Annotated in this window: 17 protein-coding genes; 12 read left to right on the plus strand and 5 right to left on the minus strand. The window is 53.6% G+C overall.

The window, feature by feature from the left end; genetic code table 11:
- Positions 1-11: 11 nt before the first annotated feature.
- The 9 genes from glnS to ACFO3I_RS04370 all read left to right on the plus strand — a co-directional run bounded on the left by glnS (position 12) and on the right by ACFO3I_RS04370 (position 6,890).
- Positions 12-1,673, plus strand: a complete 1,662-nt coding sequence (gene glnS, locus ACFO3I_RS04330; protein WP_377332058.1) for a glutamine--tRNA ligase — start codon at positions 12-14, stop codon at positions 1,671-1,673.
- 119 nt (positions 1,674-1,792) lie between these two features.
- Entirely contained in the window at positions 1,793-2,686 is an 894-nt protein-coding gene (locus ACFO3I_RS04335) for a substrate-binding periplasmic protein (RefSeq protein WP_377332059.1), read from the plus strand.
- A 5-nt stretch (positions 2,687-2,691) separates the two neighbouring features.
- The gene (locus ACFO3I_RS04340; RefSeq protein WP_377332061.1) at positions 2,692-3,306 is read left to right on the plus strand and encodes a LysE family translocator; all 615 of its coding nucleotides are present in this window, start codon (positions 2,692-2,694) and stop codon (positions 3,304-3,306) included.
- A complete protein-coding gene (locus ACFO3I_RS04345; RefSeq protein ID WP_377332062.1) occupies positions 3,303-3,641 on the plus strand; it encodes a rhodanese-like domain-containing protein in 339 nt (112 codons plus the stop codon). The genes ACFO3I_RS04340 and ACFO3I_RS04345 overlap by 4 nt, the downstream gene beginning before the upstream one ends.
- On the plus strand, positions 3,631-4,161 hold the full coding sequence (locus tag ACFO3I_RS04350) for a hypothetical protein (RefSeq protein WP_377332063.1): 531 nt from the start codon (positions 3,631-3,633) through the stop codon (positions 4,159-4,161). Before ACFO3I_RS04345 ends, ACFO3I_RS04350 begins: the two co-directional genes overlap by 11 nt.
- On the plus strand, positions 4,149-4,532 hold the full coding sequence (locus ACFO3I_RS04355; RefSeq protein WP_377332064.1) for a hypothetical protein: 384 nt from the start codon (positions 4,149-4,151) through the stop codon (positions 4,530-4,532). The genes ACFO3I_RS04350 and ACFO3I_RS04355 overlap by 13 nt, the downstream gene beginning before the upstream one ends.
- Before the next feature lie 13 nt (positions 4,533-4,545).
- Positions 4,546-5,706, plus strand: a complete 1,161-nt coding sequence (gene earP / locus ACFO3I_RS04360) for an elongation factor P maturation arginine rhamnosyltransferase EarP (RefSeq protein WP_377332065.1) — start codon at positions 4,546-4,548, stop codon at positions 5,704-5,706.
- 18 nt (positions 5,707-5,724) lie between these two features.
- On the plus strand, positions 5,725-6,285 hold the full coding sequence (efp, locus tag ACFO3I_RS04365; RefSeq protein WP_465269131.1) for an elongation factor P: 561 nt from the start codon (positions 5,725-5,727) through the stop codon (positions 6,283-6,285).
- Between the two features lie 89 nt (positions 6,286-6,374).
- Complete coding sequence (locus ACFO3I_RS04370) at positions 6,375-6,890, plus strand: GNAT family N-acetyltransferase (RefSeq protein ID WP_377332067.1); 516 nt, start codon at positions 6,375-6,377, stop codon at positions 6,888-6,890.
- Positions 6,891-6,901: 11 nt separating this feature from the next.
- Here ACFO3I_RS04370 and ACFO3I_RS04375 read toward each other — a convergent pair whose 3' ends face one another.
- The 3 genes from ACFO3I_RS04375 to ACFO3I_RS04385 all read right to left on the minus strand — a co-directional run bounded on the left by ACFO3I_RS04375 (position 6,902) and on the right by ACFO3I_RS04385 (position 11,060).
- Complete coding sequence (locus ACFO3I_RS04375; protein ID WP_377332068.1) at positions 6,902-8,011, minus strand: exo-beta-N-acetylmuramidase NamZ family protein; 1,110 nt, start codon at positions 8,009-8,011, stop codon at positions 6,902-6,904.
- Between the two features lie 193 nt (positions 8,012-8,204).
- Positions 8,205-9,650: a D-alanyl-D-alanine carboxypeptidase/D-alanyl-D-alanine endopeptidase gene (gene dacB, locus ACFO3I_RS04380; protein ID WP_377332070.1), complete on the minus strand. Its 1,446-nt coding sequence runs from the start codon at positions 9,648-9,650 to the stop codon at positions 8,205-8,207.
- 12 nt (positions 9,651-9,662) lie between these two features.
- Positions 9,663-11,060, minus strand: a complete 1,398-nt coding sequence (locus ACFO3I_RS04385; protein ID WP_377332072.1) for a Na+/H+ antiporter NhaC family protein — start codon at positions 11,058-11,060, stop codon at positions 9,663-9,665.
- A gap of 220 nt (positions 11,061-11,280) precedes the next feature.
- Here ACFO3I_RS04385 and ACFO3I_RS04390 point away from each other — a divergent pair, with 220 nt between their 5' ends.
- Both ACFO3I_RS04390 and ACFO3I_RS04395 read left to right on the plus strand, forming a co-directional pair.
- Positions 11,281-12,420, plus strand: a complete 1,140-nt coding sequence (locus tag ACFO3I_RS04390) for an efflux RND transporter periplasmic adaptor subunit (protein ID WP_377332074.1) — start codon at positions 11,281-11,283, stop codon at positions 12,418-12,420.
- Positions 12,421-12,423: 3 nt separating this feature from the next.
- The gene (locus ACFO3I_RS04395; RefSeq protein ID WP_377332076.1) at positions 12,424-15,546 is read left to right on the plus strand and encodes an efflux RND transporter permease subunit; all 3,123 of its coding nucleotides are present in this window, start codon (positions 12,424-12,426) and stop codon (positions 15,544-15,546) included.
- 81 nt (positions 15,547-15,627) lie between these two features.
- Here the strand turns inward: ACFO3I_RS04395 and ACFO3I_RS04400 are convergent, their stop codons facing one another.
- Complete coding sequence (locus ACFO3I_RS04400; RefSeq protein ID WP_377332078.1) at positions 15,628-17,448, minus strand: ABC transporter transmembrane domain-containing protein; 1,821 nt, start codon at positions 17,446-17,448, stop codon at positions 15,628-15,630.
- A complete protein-coding gene (locus ACFO3I_RS04405; protein ID WP_377332080.1) occupies positions 17,449-17,847 on the minus strand; it encodes an MAPEG family protein in 399 nt (132 codons plus the stop codon).
- Positions 17,848-18,030: 183 nt separating this feature from the next.
- Between ACFO3I_RS04405 and ACFO3I_RS04410 the strand changes: the two genes are divergently transcribed.
- Positions 18,031-18,306, plus strand: a complete 276-nt coding sequence (locus ACFO3I_RS04410) for a hypothetical protein (RefSeq protein WP_377332081.1) — start codon at positions 18,031-18,033, stop codon at positions 18,304-18,306.
- Positions 18,307-18,313 lie beyond the last annotated feature (7 nt).

Here is an 18,313-nt window from a genome sequence, read left to right on the forward strand (position 1 = left end):
GGACTTTTTCTATGGCGGACGTTGAACATCGCCCCAGCAATTTTATTCGTCAAATCATTGATGCAGACCTGGCTTCTGGCAAGCACAGCGCAGTGCAAACCCGTTTTCCGCCTGAGCCAAACGGTTACCTGCATATTGGTCATGCCAAATCTATTTGCCTGAACTTCGGCATTGCAGTCGACTATCAAGGCAAATGCAATCTGCGCTTTGACGATACCAACCCAGAAAAAGAAGACATCGATTACGTCAATTCCATTCAGCAGGATGTGCAGTGGCTCGGCTATAAATGGGATGGCGCTGTGCGTTATTCCTCAGACTACTTCGATACGCTGTACAGCTATGCGGTAGAGCTGATTAATAAAGGTCTGGCTTATGTCTGCTTCCTGAACGCTGAAGAGATGCGTGAGTACCGTGGCAATTTGACTCAACCAGGCCGGCATAGCCCGTACCGTGACACCAGCCCGGCAGAAAACCTGGCGTTATTTGAAAAAATGCGTGACGGTGGCTTTCAGGAAGGCGTCTGCTCGCTGCGCGCCAAAATTGATATGGCATCGCCTTTTATGTGTATGCGCGATCCGGTGATTTACCGGGTGAAATTTGCCCATCACCACCAGACCGGCGATAAGTGGTGCATTTACCCGATGTACGACTTTACTCACTGCATTTCGGATGCGCTGGAAGGCATTACCCATTCGTTATGTACGCTGGAGTTCCAGGACAACCGCCGTCTGTACGACTGGATTTTGGACAACATCACCATTGCATGTCACCCGCAACAAATCGAGTTTTCGCGTCTGAACCTGGAATACCAGGTGATGAGTAAGCGTAAGTTACTGTTTTTAGTGGAAGGTGGACATGTGTCTGGCTGGGACGATCCACGTATGCCAACCATTGCCGGTTTACGCCGTCGTGGTTACACGCCTGCATCACTGCGTGAGTTTGCCAAACGCATTGGTGTGACCAAACAAGACAACACCATTGAAATCAGTGCACTGGAATCCTGTATCCGTGAAGATCTGGACGCCAATGCACCGCGGGCTATGGCGGTGATCAACCCGCTGAAAGTGACCATCAGCAACTACCCGGCTGACCAGCTGGAGTGGTTAGAGCTGCACAATCACCCGAAAGAAGAAAGCATGGGCAGCCGTAAAGTGCCGTTTGGCAAAACCCTTTATATAGACCGGGCTGATTTCCGTGAAGAAGCCAACAAAAAATACAAACGTCTGGTCAGCGGCGGTGAAGTGCGTTTACGCGGTGCTTATGTGATGCGTGCTGACGAAGTGATCAAAGACGCTGACGGCAACATTGTCGAGCTGATTTGCTCGTACGATCCGGATACCTTGGGCGTGAACCCGGCCGACGGCCGTAAAGTACGGGGCGTGATCCACTGGGTGGAAGCGACTCAGGCATTGCCAGCTGAATTCCGCGTGTACGACCGCTTGTTCAGCGTCGCGAACCCAGCCGCGGAGGATGACTTCTTAAGTGTGATCAACCCGAACTCTCTGGTCGTAAAACAAGGTCTGGTGGAGCCGTCGCTGAAAGAGGCCAAAGCCGAACTGGCTTACCAGTTTGAGCGTGAAGGTTATTACTGTGCCGACAATAAAGACCACAGCGCCGATAAACTGGTGTTTAACCGCACTGTAGCGCTGCGCGACGGTTTTATCGAAGACTAAGCCATAACGCAGATCACGAATAAACCGGAGCAGGGCGACTTGCTCCGGTTTTTTTTATTCCCACAGCTCTAACACAGCATGTAGACTGAATAGATTAGTTTTGTTCAGCTATGGTGCTTATGTTTAAAGTCGTGGTTGCATTGATGCTGTGGAGTGCCCCGTTGTTTGCGGCTGAGCCTTTGGTACTGCGTTACCCGCAGCTGGCCGAAGTGTCCGATCAGCGTTCTGAATACCCACTGGCGTTATTGCGGCTGGCACTCGACAAAATGGCCATCAAAGCCGAGCTGCAACCAACCAGTCAGACCTTATCCAAAAGCCGGGCCATTGCTTTGTTGCAACAAGAGCGTGAAGTCGACATTGTCTGGACCATGACCTCAAAAGAAAAAGAAGCCAGCTTATTGCCCGTTCGTATTCCGTTAATGAAAGGCTTGGGCGCCTATCGGGCATTGCTGATCCGCCAGGGCAACCAAGAGTTGTTTAGCGAAGAGTTGCCGGTAAAACGCTTTAAGCAGCGTATTCTGGCGCAGGGCCATGACTGGGTAGACACCCAAATTCTGCGCCAGCATAGATTCAGCGTGCAGGCGGCCTCCGATTACCCCACCTTGTTTCAGATGCTGGACAAAGGCCGGGTGGACGCCGTACCGCGTGCCGTCACTGAAATCATCCCTGAATTAAGCCGCTACCAGCAACAAGGCGCCGCATTGGAGGTGGAGCAGCACTGGTTGTTGCATTACCCTGGGGCTGTGTACTTTTTTGTCGCGCCATCACAAGCCACCCTGGCGGCACTGATTGAACAAGGCCTGGAGAAAGCCATCGCCGATGGCAGTTTCGATTTGTTGTTTGTGCAGCATTTTGCTGAGGACATTCAGCAGCTCAAACTCAATGAGCGGCATTTGCTGGAACTGGAAAACCCGCTGCTGCCTGCGGCGACACCGCTTGAACGCAAAGAGCTCTGGTACAAACTTGAGCCAAAGCGGTACACTGAGCTGAACTTGGATCCGATACAGAAATAAACCCGATGGATGTATTTCAGGCCGTACTGTTTTTTGCCTTCTCCGCCACTATTACCCCTGGCCCCAACAATATTATGATTTTATCGTCTGGCCTGAACTACGGCATTCGCGCCAGCATGCCGCATTTATTTGGCATCTGCCTTGGCTTTCCGCTGATGGTGCTGCTGGTGGGTTTAGGTTTTGGTCTGGTGTTTGAACAATGGCCAGCGCTGCATTTTTACATCAAATTAGCTGGTGTGCTGTACCTGCTGTATCTGGCCTGGAAAATTGGCAGTGCCAGCCCGACCCGAATTGAAAGCGGGCATGCCAAACCCTTTGGCTTTTGGCAGGCGGCGGCATTTCAGTGGATCAATGGCAAAGCCTGGATTATGGCTTCAGGTGCTGTTGCGGCCTTTATCTCCCTGCAAAGCCTGCACCCCTTTGGCGATTTATTACAAATTTGCGCTGCCTTTTTGTTGGTGGCTTTTCCTTGCGTCGGGGTCTGGCTTGGCTTTGGTGCCTGGCTGAAACAGTATTTAAATCAGCCACTGTACCGGCGTCTGTTTAATCTGCTGATGGCGCTGTTGCTTGTTGGGTCGGTGTTCCCTGTGATCCAGGAACTGTTACAAGAGGTGCAATGATGAAAGCGATAATTTGCGCGTTACTGCTGTGGTGGGCCGGTTCAGCTTTGGCTGCAGAGGTGGTCTGGCTGGATGTTCGTTCTGTTCAAGAGTTTCAGGCCGGTCATCTGGACGGTGCCTTGAACCTGCCGCATGATCAGATTGAAAAAATCACCACACTGATCGCGGATAAAACAACTCCGGTGAAGTTGTACTGCCGCAGTGGCCGTCGCTCCGCCTTAGCCCTGGAGGCGATGAAAAAGCTGGGTTATACCCAACTGGAAAATGCTGGCGGCTATCAGCAGCTCAAAGCTCAGCATCAACTGGGCTTGCAGGACAAACCGGATGGAGTTTGACGCGAACAGGCCAATTCGTAATGGCAATGACGAGAAGCTGGCACTGGAGCATCAGGCGGCCCGTTATTTTATGCGGGCCTATCAGCGCCGCTTTGCGGTCAAAATGCAGCATATCTGGCATAACGAGCCGGCCAAACCTGATGTGTCCTGTTATTTAGGCGGGCAAAAACTCGATCTTGAAATCGCCCATTTGTACGGCAGCGAAGCCGAAGCTATGCAGTTCCTTGGCCGGCCTTTATCGGCAACTACCCTGCATGAACTTGTAGTATTGCAGCAGACCGAAGTGGCAGATCGTCTGTTAACAGCACTACGCAGGCTGATTCGTAGCAAAGCCAATAAAAGTTATGACAGCCGCCGGGTCTGGCTGGTGATCCGCAATACGCATCCGCAGTGGCAGGCAGACGAGCTAACATTTTGCCCGGCCAAAGTGGCAGTGCCGGCAGGGCACCCCTTTGAACAAATCTGGTTATTGCCGGATTTAACCGCTGAATCCGGCTTAGTACGCTTATGGCCACAATAAATCAGCTGCAACGTATTCATCGTTTTGCGCTTTGGCTGCAGCCCTGGCGTTCGTTATTGCTGCTGTTTGCGCTCTGCGGCCCGCTGGCGTTGGTGCTGCTGTTGATGCAGCCTTACAACGCTGCGCAGGAGTTATGGCTGCAGGTTTGTGTCGCATTGGAAGTCACGTTGTTATTTTTGTTGTTCAGTCATTTTTTAATGCGGCAGTTACCTGTCTGGACTGCGGTGTCCGGTACCTGGCCCCGTTTTAAGCAATGGTGCCACCAAAGCTGGTACCGCGCTTTGGCGTTGCTGTGGTGGTTAATGTTACTGATTTGCCTGTATTTGCTGGCCAAAACGGCAAAAAGCATACTGGCGTTTTATTTAAGTTAAACCAGAGGTTGAATTGTCTTTACGTTGTGATTTATTTTGCGCCGTCGTTGATAACTTTGGCGACATCGGAATTTGCTGGCGTTTGTCCCGCCAGTTGGTGACAGAACACCAGTGGCAGCTCTGCCTGTGGGTGGACGATTTAGTCAGTTTTCAGAAAATTTGCCCCGACGTAGACACCGGATTGACCGATCAGCAGGTGGCTGGCGTTCGTATCCGGCTCTGGAGTAGCCCTTTACCGCCATTGTCTGAAGCAGACAGGCCTGATTTATTGCTGGACGCGCTGGCCTGTGCAGCGCCACAAAGCTATTTGCAGTGGCTGACCCAAGCGGCCATCAAACCGTTATGGCTGAACCTGGAGTATTTATCCGCGGAAGATTGGGTGGCGGATTGCCACGGCTTGCCGTCCCTGCATCCGCAGATTGCGCTGAAAAAGTATTTTTTCTTCCCAGGTTTTACTGACAAAACCGGTGGACTTATTCGTGAACAGCACAAAGTAACGCAATTGGCTGCGCTGACGGCAGACCCGGATGCGCAGCAGCAGTTTTGGCAACGGATAGGCGTCGCGGATGCGATGCAGTACCAACGTAAAATCTCGCTGTTTGCCTATTCGCAGCCGAACATTCAGCACTGGCTTGCGCAACTGGCGCAAGGGCCGCAGTCGCATTTGCTGTTGGTGCCTGAAGGAGTGCTGGCCCGTGAGCTACAGGCGTACTACCCACAACTGGCAGAAGGGCGGATGGACCTGGGGCAGTTATCGCTGCGCATTTTACCTTTTGTGCCGCAGCCGGATTACGATTTGCTGCTGGCCTGTTGCGACATCAATTTTGTCCGTGGTGAAGATTCCATTATCCGGGCGCACTGGGCCGGCAAACCTTTTGTCTGGCAAATTTACCGCCAGCCGGAAAACGCCCACCAGGAAAAACTGCAGGCTTTTTTACAGAAGTTTTTAGTCGGTGCTGCACCGGCCACAGAGCAGGCGATCCGTGGCTTGTATCAGGCCTGGGAGCTGGAGCAGGACATCAGCTTGGCGTGGACAGACTACATGCAACAACTTGAACAGATTCAGTTGCATAGCCTTAACTGGCAGCAGTTTTTAACACGCCAGCAAGATCTTGCCAGCAACCTCGTGCGTTTTGTGGAAAATCAACTTATAATACCGCGCAATTTTTCCTAACAAGAAGATGTTTCAATTATGATGAAGACTGCTCAAGAAGTACGTGCTGGCAACGTGATCATGGTAGACAACGAGCCAATGGTGGTTCAGAAGGCTGAATTCAACAAATCTGGCCGTAACGCTGCTGTTGTTAAAATGAAAATGAAAGGCCTGTTGTCTGGTCAGGGCGCAGAAACTGTGTATCGTGCTGACGACAAGTTCGAACAAGTCATGCTGGACAACAAAGAAGTGACTTACTCTTACTTCGCTGATCCAATGTACGTGTTCATGGACGCTGAATACAACCAATACGAAATCGAAGCGGACAACATGACCGACGCGCTGAAATACCTGGTGCCGGAAATGCCATGTTCAGTCGTATTCTACGGCGAGCGCGCTATCTCTGTTGACCTGCCAACCATCGTTGTGCGTGAAGTGACTTACACTGAGCCAGCGGCTCGTGGCGACACCTCAGGCAAAGTAATGAAAGTGGCTAAAATTGAAACTGGTTTCGAACTGCAGGTTCCTGCATTCGTTGAAATCGGCGACAAGATTGAAATCGATACCCGTACTGACGAGTACCGTAGCCGCGCCAAGTAATTTGGTTGGTTTATTCTGCAAAAGGGCCAGCTCAAACGACTGGCCCTTTTGTTTTATAGCCGTCAACAAGCCTGAATGGACGATAAAGCATGAGCCTGATTTCGACCTCTTTACCTGATGTGCAGTTACGCCTGGCGCAAGCGACTGATGTGCCGGTGATTTTAAGTTTTATCCGCCAACTGGCCGAGTATGAAAAGCTGTCGCACCAGGTGGTCGCTACCGAACAGAGCCTGACCGACACGCTGTTTGGTGCCAAAGCGTACGCCGAAGTGGTGATTGCCGAACATCAGGGCCAGCCGGCTGGTTTTGCCTTGTTCTTCCACAACTATTCGACCTTTTTGGCCAAACCTGGTTTGTACCTGGAAGATTTATTTGTCGCACCGGACAAGCGTGGGCTTGGCCTTGGCAAAGCGCTGATCACTTATCTGGCCAGGCTCGCCGTCGAACGTGATTGCGGCCGGATGGAATGGTCAGTGCTGGACTGGAATCAGCCAGCCATTGATTTTTACCAATCACTTGGCGCTTCGATGCTGGATGACTGGCGTATTAACAGAGTGACAGGCGATAGCCTGATGCAAATGGCTGCGCTTTTTCCAAAAGCTTAACGCTCTGCAGCTTAGGGAGACGCCGGGTAATCCGGATACAGCAGGTAAGGACGGCGACGCAGGCGGAACTGCTGCAGCTCGGCTTGCCAGCTTTGGCGGATTTGTCGTTCGCTCAGGCCCTGTGTCAGCTGTATTCTAAGCGCGTCAGTTCCTGCCAGCTTGTCAAAAAAGGCTGGACTGGTGATCAGCGGTTGACCGGCGTGGCGAAAGGCCTGCTGTGCATCAATCAGGTAACGTAGGGTAAAACCTGATGTCTGTTGCTGCCTTAAGTCCTGGCCATAATGCCGCTGGTCCTGTCCCAAGGGGTTGCTGGCACTGCCTGGGCTTGCGAGCGGCGTAAAGTTAAAATCGCCTAACTTCACTTTGGGATGGCCAAGTTGCTGAAAGGGAGCGGCAGTGCCTCGGCCCACACTAACCTCTGTGGCTTCAAAAAAGCCCAGCGACGGGTAGAGTGCAATTGCTTTGGCATTCGGCAGATTCGGGCTGGGTTTAACCGGCAGTGCATAGGGCATTTCCCTGCGGTACTCTGCCACAGGGATCACTTTGAGCCGCAGCGTATCGGCTTTGTCCAGCCAGCCTTCACCTTTGGCCATCAGCGCCAGCTCGCCCAAAGTCATGCCATGCAGCAGTGGCAGCGGGTAAATGCCCACAAAAGAGCGAAACTCAGGCTTGAGCGTTGGGCCATCCAGATAAGACCCGTTCGGATTTGGCCTGTCGAGCACCCAGACCACAACGCCGGCAGACGCCGCTGCCCGCAGCACATAATGCAGGCTACTCAGATAGGTGTAATAGCGCACGCCAACATCCTGCAGATCAAACAGCAGCACATCGATTCCGGCCAATTGCTCTGCTGTCGGGCCTTTGTGTTTGCCGTACAACGACCAGACCGGAACCGCCAGCGGGGCATAACGGCCGTCTTGCACCACAGCGCCGGCATCAGCACTGCCGCTAATGCCATGCTCAGGCGTAAAAATCGCCTGGATGTTCAAGCCTTGCGTCGGCAGTAAATCCAGCAGGTGACAGCCACCCCATTGCGAACTGGGATTGACCACCACAGCCAATTTTTTGCCTTGCAGTTCGCCCGCCCATTGCTGGTACTGGCCCAAGCCGGTGCGAATCATTTCTGGTTGTGGTGTACAGGCGATCGTCTTTAGAGGGGATAGCAGAAGCCCAATAAATACAAATGCTTGAAGTAATCCGGTTGAAGTTACGCGTGACGATTTTTGTTGATTTTGGTAACCCGTAACCATGAGGGATTTCAGTTCCCACACTGTTTTTGCGCCAGGCTTTACTGATGCATACTGATGGGCGCTGTTAGTGTTCATCGGTCATCAACGCCTCGACCAAAGCGTCCAGCACGGGCCGCCCTTTGTACGACGCATAAGGATGATTCAGCATTGCCACCAGCACCCAATCGCCTTGACCCGGCACTTTCAGGTATCCCGCCAGCGCGACGACATTGCGTAAGGTACCGGTTTTTAGCCGCGCCTGTTGTTTCAGCCCTGGCGCTTTAAAACGGTTTTTCAGGGTACCATCCACGCCCGCCAGCGGCAGGCTGCTGATCAATTCCGGCGCATAAGGCGATTGCCAGGCATGCTGCAACACACTGGCTAACAAGCGTGGGCTGATCCGCTCCTGTCGTGACAGGCCAGAACCATTGTCCAGTACCAGACCCTGGGGTGGCAATCCAATGCTGTGTAACCATTGGGTTAGTTGAGCTTCGGCCTGGGCCTGGCTGTTGTTGCTTTGCTGCTGCGCCAGTGCCAGAAATAGCAGCCGGGTTAATGCATTGTCAGAGTTTTTATTGATGCTGCGAAGCCGCTCCGCTAACGGTGGGTCTTGCTGAGTGGCCAGCAAAACAGAGGTCGCCGGCATCTCTGCGCCTGGCGGCGGGTTGGACGCTTCTATCACCAGCAGCTCAGTCTGACCGCTGATTTGCTGCCAGATTTGCTGCAGCATCAGACGGCTTTGGTCGGCGCGGTTAAACAGCTGGCGGTACAATTGGCGCTGGCAATGCTGCGGGAATTCGCCGCTGACTTTGAGCGCAAAGCCTTCTGGCTGGCGGTTAAGCTGCAGTTTCAGATGGGAGTGATGCCATAAAGCGCAGCTCTGACTGGTCAGCCGGACATCGCTGGCAATAGTGACGCCAGCCATCGCCGGTTGCAGCCGGGCCTCAAAGTGCTGAGCGTCGCTGCTATATTCGAGCAGCGACATGGCCCGCTCTAAAAACAGGGCATCCGGGATCAGGTTGTAATAGGCTTCCGGGCTCTCATCAAAATAACCGGCTTCCAAATCCTGCCGTGCCGGGCTTATCCAGCTACGGTCCAGCCAAAGTGCGGGCATTTGACGCAGACCGGCTTGATAGGCCTGCTGCAGCAGCCACCAGGCTTCAGCATAAGAGAGTTCAGTCGCACCATAACCTTTGAGCACCAGCGGCTGATTTGGCTTGGTAGCAGGAGGGCTGGCCGCACGCAGTTCGGTTTTCGCGCGGTAATCGGTACCAAGCAGCTCCAGTGCAGCAATACTGGTCAGCAGTTTCATGGTGGACGCCGGTTGCATGGCGCGGTCCGGCTGAAAGCTGAGGGTGGCGGACGGATTGTCGAGGGGGGAGGCAATAAAGGCCAGCGCGTCGCTGCTAAAGCCCTGCTGTTGCATAAGCGCCCGGACCTTGAACGGAACCTGAGCAGCGGCGGACGGTGTGGGTTCAGCCGCGCACAGCGGAGCTACTACCAATAGGGCCGACAGCCACTTCAGATGCATCAGACACTCCTGTTAGCCAATCATCCACCAGCCAGCGATCACAAACGCCAGCCAGGCCAAGGCGCCGCAAAATAGCGCATAAGGCAACTGGGTGCGGACGTGCTCCAGTAAGTCACAACCCGACGCCACAGAGCTGACCGCTGTGGTATCCGAAATAGGCGAGCAGTGATCACCCCAAATACCGCCACTTAAAATAGCGGCCAGTACTAAGGACGGCGGCAAACCCAGCATTTCCACTAATGGCATGCCGATTGGGATCAGGATGGCAAAGGTGCCCCAGGAGGTACCGGTGGTGAAAGAGATAATGGCGCCTGCGACAAACAGCATGGCAGGGATCCACATCAGCGGCAGGCTGTCCTGCACAAAGGACGCCACATAAACGCCGGTGCCGAGCTGCTTCATCGCCTGGCCCAGCGCCATCGACAACAGCACGATGGTCACCAGCGGCAGCAGCTCGCTCATGCCTTTAAAGCCCTGGCTGACCAGTTCGTGATGGCCAGCTTTTTTATCCCATAACAACAAGGCATAAGCGACCAGACAGGCCAGGGTGGTAGCATACAAGGCGGCTTTGGCACCTGAGCCGTCGGTCAGGCTGCCGTTACCTGTCCACAGCATAAAGCCCACCATACCGCCCACCAGCGTTAGCAATGGCAGCAGCATGTAGCGTTTTTTACCGGCTGGCTCTTCAATTTCACTGTGTTCATGGTGCAGCTGTTGCAGAGCCAGTTCACTTTGGCGCATGGGCCCATGCACCTTGTCGGTCCAAATGGTGTACAGCACCATCAGCAGGGTGAAAATGGCGTAGAAGTTCAGCACAATACTGCCAATCAGCACAGAGACGGCGGACTCTGGCAGTTGATAATTGCCAAGCAGGCCGAGGATATAAGCACCCCAGCCGTTTAGCAGGACCAGGATACAGACCGGCGCGCTGGTACTGTCAATTACATAAGCCAGCCGGGCCCGGCTCATCTTAAATTTGTCGTACAGGCCGCGTGAGACAATGCCTGCGGTCAATACCGACAGGTTAGATTCAATAAACACCAGGATGCCAATCAGGTAGCTGATGAGGCCGGCCTGGCGTTTACTGCGTGCCACGCCTTTTTGCACCAGGTACTGCACCAGTGCCGACACACCGCCGTAGGCGCGCATATACAGCATCAGGGCGCCAATCAGCAGTGAGAACAGTAAAATACGGCTGTTGTCAGCAGAGCTGGTTACCGTAATCATACGCTCGACTGTGTTCACCGGGGCATGTAGCAGCACGGCCAGCAGACTGTGTTCAGGGTGTTGCAGAAATAACAGGGTTTCAGCACAGGCGATGGCCAGCAATAAGGCCAGAATCACTTCTTTGCGCCATAACACCACAGAAATAGCCAGAATGGCCGGTAACAGGCTGGTCCAGTCGGCCATCTGTTTCTCCTTTCATTTTTGTTCTGTCAGCAGTTTGCCTGAAGCAGGCCGAGGTTGCCAGCGTGAATGCGCTTATCTGACTGATCCTTAGGGTATTTATTGACCAATTACACAGTTACAACTTGTAACTTTTTTCCGAGGTTTGTAATGGTCGACTGATTTATAGTGCAGTCATCAAAAAGGGCTTAGGCTTACCAATAATTTTCGATGGGTACTGATGATGAAAAAACTGACTGTTTCGGCACTAACATTGGCGCTGCTGTGCGGCTTAAGCGCTTGCTCCAAACCCAGTGCGTCGGCAGCGGCGCCAGAAGCTGAGTTACCACTGCAGCTGGTCAGTCAGGACCTGTTACAGCTGACTCAGACCCAACTGGGCTTAGGGCCTATTATTTCGGGCTCACTGCAACCTGTGACCAAAGCAGCGTTAAATGCCGAAGTGTCCGGCATTGTCATGCAGGTACTGAAAGACAACGGCGATGTGGTGCAGCAAGGCGATGTGCTGGCCAAACTGGATCCGACCATTTACCGCGACAAACTGTTGTCGGCGCAAGAAGCGGTGCGCTCAGCCGAAGTGACGCTGGCGCAGGCCAACCGCCAGTTAACACGTATGCAGTCATTATCCAAGCAAAGCCTGGTCACCCAGGAAGGGCTGGAATCGGCTGAAAACAAAGCCAATCAGTCGTTGTCTGATCTGGCTTCTGCCAAAGCCCGCCTGGTTGAGGCCCGTCAGCAACTGGATAAAACCGAAGTGCGGGCGCCTTTCAGTGGCGTGGTCGCGCAGCGTTATGCTTCTGCCGGGGATACGGCGCAGGTTGGCAAAAGCCTGATGTTGCTGATTGACCCCGCCAGTATTCGTTTTGAAGGTTTTATTGCCGCTGACCGCGTCGGTCAGGTCAAAGTCGGCCAGGCGGTGAGTTTCAAAGTGAACGGCTATCAGGGCAAGTTTTTTACCGGCAGTGTTGAGCGCATTAACCCGCTGGCTAACGAAAACACCCGTCAGGTGCAAATTCTGGTGCAGATGGACAAAACCGACGAGCCGTTAGTCGCAGGTTTATATGCCGAAGGCCATATCGAAGCGGAAAACCGTCAGGCACTGATGGTGCCGCAATCGGCACTGGTGAAAGAGGGCGATCACGCTTATTTATGGCAGCTGCAGGACAATGTGCTGAACAAAGTGGCGGTGGAACTGGGCGAACCGGATGAACGTTGGGGCACCCAACAAATTCTGTCTGGCATCAGCGCCGGTGCTACGGTGCTGCGTCACCCGCAAGGGGCATTAAAAGAAGGCGCCAAGGCCCAGCTGGTCCCGGCTGCTGGTGCAGCGGGTCAAACTGCTGTTCAGTCTGGTTCAGGGGTGTAAGCCATGTTTTTGTCTGATTTTAGTATTAAGCGCCCTATGGTGGTGGTGGCGGTCACGCTGGCCATGATGCTGTTTGGTTATTTCGCCATGACCAATCTGAAGACCAACCAGTTTCCCGATGTGCAGCCGCCTGTACTGGTAATGACCATTCCTTACCCAGGCGCATCGCCGGAAACAGTGGAACGGGAAATTCTGAACCGGGTGGAAGATTCGATGGCCACCATTACCGGTATGCGGGAGCTGCGCTCTTATGCGCGTGACTCCAATGCAGTGATTGTCGCTATTTTCGAGTTTGATAAAAACATGATTGAAGCCGCGCAGGAGCTGCGCGACGCGGTGGCTATGGTGCGCGACAAGCTGCCGACTGAAATGAAAGAGCCTTTTATTCAGCGGCAGGACCCAAATGACATGCCGATTTTGTCGCTGGCTTTGTCTGCGACCTCCATTGATGCCATTGAACTGTCGCAAATTGCTGAGCATCAGATTGCCCGTGAAATCCGCGCGGTGCCAGGCGTGGCGCTGGTGAATCTGGAAGGTGAAAAAGAACGCGAGATGACCATTTTCCTGAACTCCAACGCGATGCGCGAAGCCAATGTGTCGGCGATGGAAGTGGTCAACGCGCTGCGGGCACAGAATATTGCAGCCCCTGTCGGCCGGGTGATCAACGGTATGCAGGAGCAGGGTATTCGTATTCAGGGCCGCTTGCGTGATGTGCGTGAATTCGAACAAATGGTGGTCAAACGCAACGGCGACCAGGCCATTCGGTTGTCGCAAGTGGCGCAAGTGGGTGATGGTGCTGCCGAGCAGCGCCGTATCTCTATTTTCAATGGTGTGGCCTCATTGGGTATTAACGTGATTAAAGCCCGCGACGCCTCGACCATTGCCGTCACTGACGAAATTAAAGCCAAGCTTGAGCAATTAAAACAAAGCTTGCCTGCCGACTTTGAACTGGTGGTGGTGCGTGACTCTGGTGAAGATGTGTCAGCCAGCATGCGTAACGTGACCGAGGCGTTGTCCGTGGGCGCTTTGCTGACCATTGTGACGGTGTTTGTGTTTTTAAACAGCTGGCGCTCTACCTTGATCACCTCACTGGCGCTGCCGACCTCGGTGCTGGCGTCTTTTATTGCGGTCTGGATTTGCGGTTTTACGCTGAACTTTATGACCTTGCTGGGGTTGTCGCTGGCGATAGGTATTCTGATTGACGATGCCATTGTGGTACGCGAAAACATTGTGCGTCATATGGAAATGGGCAAAGACAATATGACGGCGGCGCGGGACGGCACCAAAGAAATCGGTATGGCGGTGATTGCCACTACGATGTCGATTATTGCAGTCTTTATCCCTATTGCCTTTATCGACGGCATCACAGGCCAGTGGTTTAAGCCCTTTGCACTGACTGTGGCCTGCTCTGTGCTGGTGTCACTGTTTATCTCCTTTACGCTGGACCCGATGATGTCAGCCTACTGGCATGACCCGGACCACGACAAACACGCCAAACGCCGTGGCATTGGCGCCTTACTGCAAAAATTTAACCTGTGGTTTGACCGGCAGGCCGAGAGTTACTCCCGGGTGATCCGCTGGGCGCTTGGTCACCGCAAATCCATGTGGTTGTTAGCATTCGCCGCCTTTTTTGGCGCCATTGTGGTGCAGGGCAAATACGGTGGTAGCGGCTTTATGCCCGAAACCGACGATGGAGGGGTGATGATTTCGGTGCGGGCTCCTTCAGAAGCCAGCCTGGATTACACCAGCATTAAAGCCGAACAAGCGGCGGCCATGGCGCGCGCCTTGCCTGAAACTCAGTACACTCAGACCACTGTAGGTACCTCAGGTAATATCACCAGGGCGCAGATTTTTGTCCGGCTGAAAAAAGAATATGAGCGCGACCGCTCTTCCCGTGAGATTGCCGCGGAGCTTCGCAGCAAAGTGAAAACTCTGGTTGGCGCTGAATACACGGTGTCGGCTGACTTAAATGGCGGCGGTGGTGACGGTAAACCGTTGCAAATCCAGTTCCGTGGCCCAGACAGTAAAGTGCTGGAAGCGCTGGTGATGGATTTTGTCGGCAAGCTAAAAACCGTGCCTGGCGCCGTTGACGTCGGCTTGTCCGCGCAGGACCCGAAACCAGAGCTGCAAATTGAGTTTAACCGGGGCTTGGCATCCAGCCTGGGCTTGTCAATGGGCGATGCCACCAACGCACTTCGTCTGGCGTTTGCTGGTGCTGAGATTGGTGACTGGATTGATCCGACAGGTGAAACCCGTAACGTCTACGTGCGGATTAAGCCTGAAGAGCGCATGACAGTACAGGACTTAGAGCGTTTGCCGCTGCTGTCGAGCAAAACCGGCGCCATGATCCCACTGGAACAGGTCGCCACCGTATCTGTGGGCAAAGGCCCGGCGGTGATTGAACACTTAGATCGTGAAAGCATGATGGCGGTCAGTGCCAATATCCAGGGCCGTAGTTTTGGTGAAGTGGACGCCGATGCGCGCAAACTGCTGAAGCAGATCCCATTCCCACCAGGTTATGACGTCATTCGTGGCGGGCAGAGCCGTGATCAGGAAGAAGTCTTCGGTGGCATTTTGTCGGCGCTGGGGCTGGCGGTGCTGCTGATGTATTTAATTCTGGTGGTGCAATTCCACAGCTTCCTGGCGCCGGTGTCGATTATGATGTCGCTGCCGTTATCCTTGATTGGTGTGGTACTGGCGCTGTTGATTGCCGGTTCGACCCTGAACCTGATGAGCCTGATTGGTGTGGTAATGCTAATGGGCATTGTGGTGAAAAACGCCATTCTGCTGATTGACTGTGCCCGCAAAAAAGAAGCTGAAGGTTTCAGTCTGGATGAGTCGCTGGTGATGGCGGGGCGTGAGCGTCTGCGGCCTATTCTGATGACCACCTTCGCATTAGTGGCGGGTATGTTGCCGGTCGCTATCGGCTTTGGCGAGGGTTCAGCCTTCTACAAACCACTGGGTATTTCAGTGATTGGCGGGGTGATTACCTCGACCGTACTGACCCTGCTGGTGGTGCCGACCTTCTATGACAGTCTGGAAACGGCCAAACGCAAGTTAAAAGCCCGCTTTAAAAAGCGGGCGGTGACGCCGCAGGCCAGCCACAACAGCGCGCTGGGGTATTAACACCACCCAGTTTTGCCAATAGTGTTATAAAAACAAACCCCGGCTTTTTAGCTGGGGTTTGTTTTTTAATGAGCCGAAAGGTTAGTGACTAAACTGCAGTGCCGCCAGGCGGGCATACAGCTCACTGCTTTGAAGTAATTCAGCATGGGTGCCCTGAGCCACAATTTTGCCTGCGTCCATCACCACAATGCGGTCGGCCGCCAGCACGGTCGCCAGCCGGTGTGCGATCACCAGCGTGGTGCGGTTTTGCGCGGCATTATCCAGCGCCTGCTGCACCTGACGTTCACTTTCAGCATCCAATGCGCTGGTGGCTTCGTCCAACAGCAATACCGACGGGTTACTTAAAATGGCCCGGGCGATAGAAATACGCTGGCGCTGTCCGCCGGATAAACGCACACCTCGTTCACCCAGATAAGTCTGGTAGCCTTCCGGCAATGCCTGAATAAAGTCATGGGCTGCGGCCATTTTCGCGGCCTGCTGCACTTCATGTTCTGTCGCGTCAGGGCGGGCATAACGAATATTATCCAGCACCGAAGCCGCAAAAATCACTGTGTCCTGCAGCACAATACCAAAAGGCTGGCGGGCGTCGGTTAACCGCACGTCTTTTAAATCAGTGCCGTTAAATTTCACCTGGCCGCTTTGTGGGTCGTAAAACCGCAGCAGTAACTGGAACAAGGTAGTTTTTCCGGCGCCGGACGGGCCGACCAACGCAATATGTTCACCGGCTTTGATTTGCAGTGAAAAATTATCCAAAGCCAGGGTGTCCGGCCGCGAAGGATAACTGAAGTTCACCGCGTTAAATTCAATACCGCTGCCTGCCAGGTTGTGTTCCGGTAACGCAAAAGGGAGTGGGTTTTCTTGTTCCAGTACCGGCGATTGCACACTAAGCAGCTGCATTAAACGTTCGGCTGCACCAGCCGCGCGTTGTAAATCGCCCCAGACTTCGGCAATAGCGCCAATGGCGCCTGCGGTGACAACGGCGTACAAAATAAACTGGGACAACTCGCCACCGGTCATTTCATTGGCCAGCACAGCCTGAGCACCGAGCCAGAGCACAAAAGAGATGGCGCCAAATACCAGCACTATAGCTACCAACGTCAGCACCGAGCGGGCACGGATCCGGGATAAAGCTGTGGTAAAAGCGTTTTCAACTGCTGCCGTAAAACGCTGAGTTTCACGCTGCTCCTGCCGGTACGATTGCACCGTTGGGATGGCGTTTAACACTTCACCAGCCACGGCACTGGCGTCGGCAATTCGGTCCTGACTGTCGCGCGACAACTGGCGGACTTTGCGGCCAACCAGCATGATCGGCAGGATCACCAGCACTAAAGTCAGCAATATGTAAGCGGCCAGCTTGGCACTGGTAACAAACAGCATCACCAAACCGCCCAATAACAGGAAGCTGTTGCGCAGGCCCATCGACAAACTGGTGCCAACCACGGCCTGGATTAAGGTGGTGTCTGTGGTGAGGCGCGACAACACTTCACCGGTTTTAGTCAGTTCAAAGAACTGCGGACTCATTTTCACCACATGGGCATAGACAGCACTGCGTAAATCGGCCGTGACCCGTTCACCCAGCCAGGACACATAATAAAACCGCAGCGCAGTCGCCACCGCCAGCAGCACAGACAGAGCAAATAACGCCAGAAAATATTGATCGATATGACCGGCCTGATCGCTGGAAAAACCGGCATCAATCAGATAACGGAATGCCACAGGCAAGGTCAGGGTGGCGACAGCGGCCACAGTCAATGCAATAAAGGTCAGCAGCCATCGGCTGGCATAGGGCGTTAAAAAGGGCAGCAAACTCAATAGCGGGCCTATTTTGTTTTCATGCGCTAAGTTGCCCGGCGCCAATGGTTCAGAGGACGGCTCTGGTGTTACAGCACTCGTGTTGCTCATTTAGACACCTGCCACCATTCGCATCTCCATGCCTACTGCAGAGCCAAGCAGCAGCGCTATGCTGGCAATAAAACTGATGATAAAACCAGGACCGCGGCTTTTCGGGTTTTTGATATAGCTGATTGCATACAAAACCCGGCCAGCCAGCCAGACCACACCCAACAACCCAGCCCAGAGTGGGCTGACATAATGGCTGAATAACCAAAGCGCCGGCAAAAACAGCACCAGTTGCTCCAGCGTATTCATCTGCACCCGATACACCACTTCAAATGCGGCATGGCCTGTGGTTGCGGGGGCCGCCACACCATAGGTCACGCGCGCCTTGCCAACGGCCAGAAAACTATAAACGAATAATAAAAGTGCCAGCACAGTCACCAGTGCAGGAAGATGTAAAGCCATGATAAACCTTCGCTTAGCTAAGGCGGATTGCCTTTGACTGTTATTGGGATGGGTTAGGGCGAAATCAATTGCCCAATAAAGCGGTCACGCGCTCTATGTAGCCTTGGTGCAGGTCATCCGTGCTTTTGTGTATTGCTTTTGCAGAACCGCTTGTTTAAGGTGTCGAAAAATAAGGAGATTAAGATGAAAAAGAAAGATTCAAAGCCAGGCCGGGCACTGGACAAACGGCAATGGAACCGGGAGATGGCAACACTGAAGATGCTGCTGGTGCTGATCCCATTAGTGGTCGTTCTGGTTGGGATAGCTATCGGTACTCTTGTGGCGTATTACCCGCTCAATCAGATGTCGTTCAGCTTCAGCTATCTGTACGCGGTAGCACTGATTATTGCTGGCCTCGGCATGGCCTGCGGTTATCCTGTGATTAAATTAAACCAATTGCTGCGCCAGCAGCCTGTTTAAGCCGAAC

This window comes from Rheinheimera marina, from assembly GCF_042654345.1.
Classification (GTDB): domain Bacteria; phylum Pseudomonadota; class Gammaproteobacteria; order Enterobacterales; family Alteromonadaceae; genus Pararheinheimera; species Pararheinheimera marina.

Excerpts from the sequence above, each read along its gene's own strand:
- dacB (WP_377332070.1), bottom strand. The coding sequence starts at position 9,650 with ATGCATCTGAAGTGGCTGTCGGCCCTATTGGTAGTAGCTCCGCTGTGC.
- ACFO3I_RS04370 (WP_377332067.1), top strand. The coding sequence starts at position 6,375 with ATGAGCCTGATTTCGACCTCTTTACCTGATGTGCAGTTACGCCTGGCG.
- ACFO3I_RS04395 (WP_377332076.1), top strand. The coding sequence starts at position 12,424 with ATGTTTTTGTCTGATTTTAGTATTAAGCGCCCTATGGTGGTGGTGGCG.
- ACFO3I_RS04400 (WP_377332078.1), bottom strand. The coding sequence starts at position 17,448 with ATGAGCAACACGAGTGCTGTAACACCAGAGCCGTCCTCTGAACCATTG.
- ACFO3I_RS04335 (WP_377332059.1), top strand. The coding sequence starts at position 1,793 with ATGTTTAAAGTCGTGGTTGCATTGATGCTGTGGAGTGCCCCGTTGTTT.
- ACFO3I_RS04350 (WP_377332063.1), top strand. The coding sequence starts at position 3,631 with ATGGAGTTTGACGCGAACAGGCCAATTCGTAATGGCAATGACGAGAAG.
- ACFO3I_RS04345 (WP_377332062.1), top strand. The coding sequence starts at position 3,303 with ATGATGAAAGCGATAATTTGCGCGTTACTGCTGTGGTGGGCCGGTTCA.
- efp (WP_465269131.1), top strand. The coding sequence starts at position 5,725 with ATGATGAAGACTGCTCAAGAAGTACGTGCTGGCAACGTGATCATGGTA.
- ACFO3I_RS04385 (WP_377332072.1), bottom strand. The coding sequence starts at position 11,060 with ATGGCCGACTGGACCAGCCTGTTACCGGCCATTCTGGCTATTTCTGTG.
- ACFO3I_RS04405 (WP_377332080.1), bottom strand. The coding sequence starts at position 17,847 with ATGGCTTTACATCTTCCTGCACTGGTGACTGTGCTGGCACTTTTATTA.
- ACFO3I_RS04340 (WP_377332061.1), top strand. The coding sequence starts at position 2,692 with ATGGATGTATTTCAGGCCGTACTGTTTTTTGCCTTCTCCGCCACTATT.
- ACFO3I_RS04390 (WP_377332074.1), top strand. The coding sequence starts at position 11,281 with ATGAAAAAACTGACTGTTTCGGCACTAACATTGGCGCTGCTGTGCGGC.
- ACFO3I_RS04355 (WP_377332064.1), top strand. The coding sequence starts at position 4,149 with ATGGCCACAATAAATCAGCTGCAACGTATTCATCGTTTTGCGCTTTGG.
- ACFO3I_RS04375 (WP_377332068.1), bottom strand. The coding sequence starts at position 8,011 with ATGATTCGCACCGGCTTGGGCCAGTACCAGCAATGGGCGGGCGAACTG.
- glnS (WP_377332058.1), top strand. The coding sequence starts at position 12 with ATGGCGGACGTTGAACATCGCCCCAGCAATTTTATTCGTCAAATCATT.
- ACFO3I_RS04410 (WP_377332081.1), top strand. The coding sequence starts at position 18,031 with ATGAAAAAGAAAGATTCAAAGCCAGGCCGGGCACTGGACAAACGGCAA.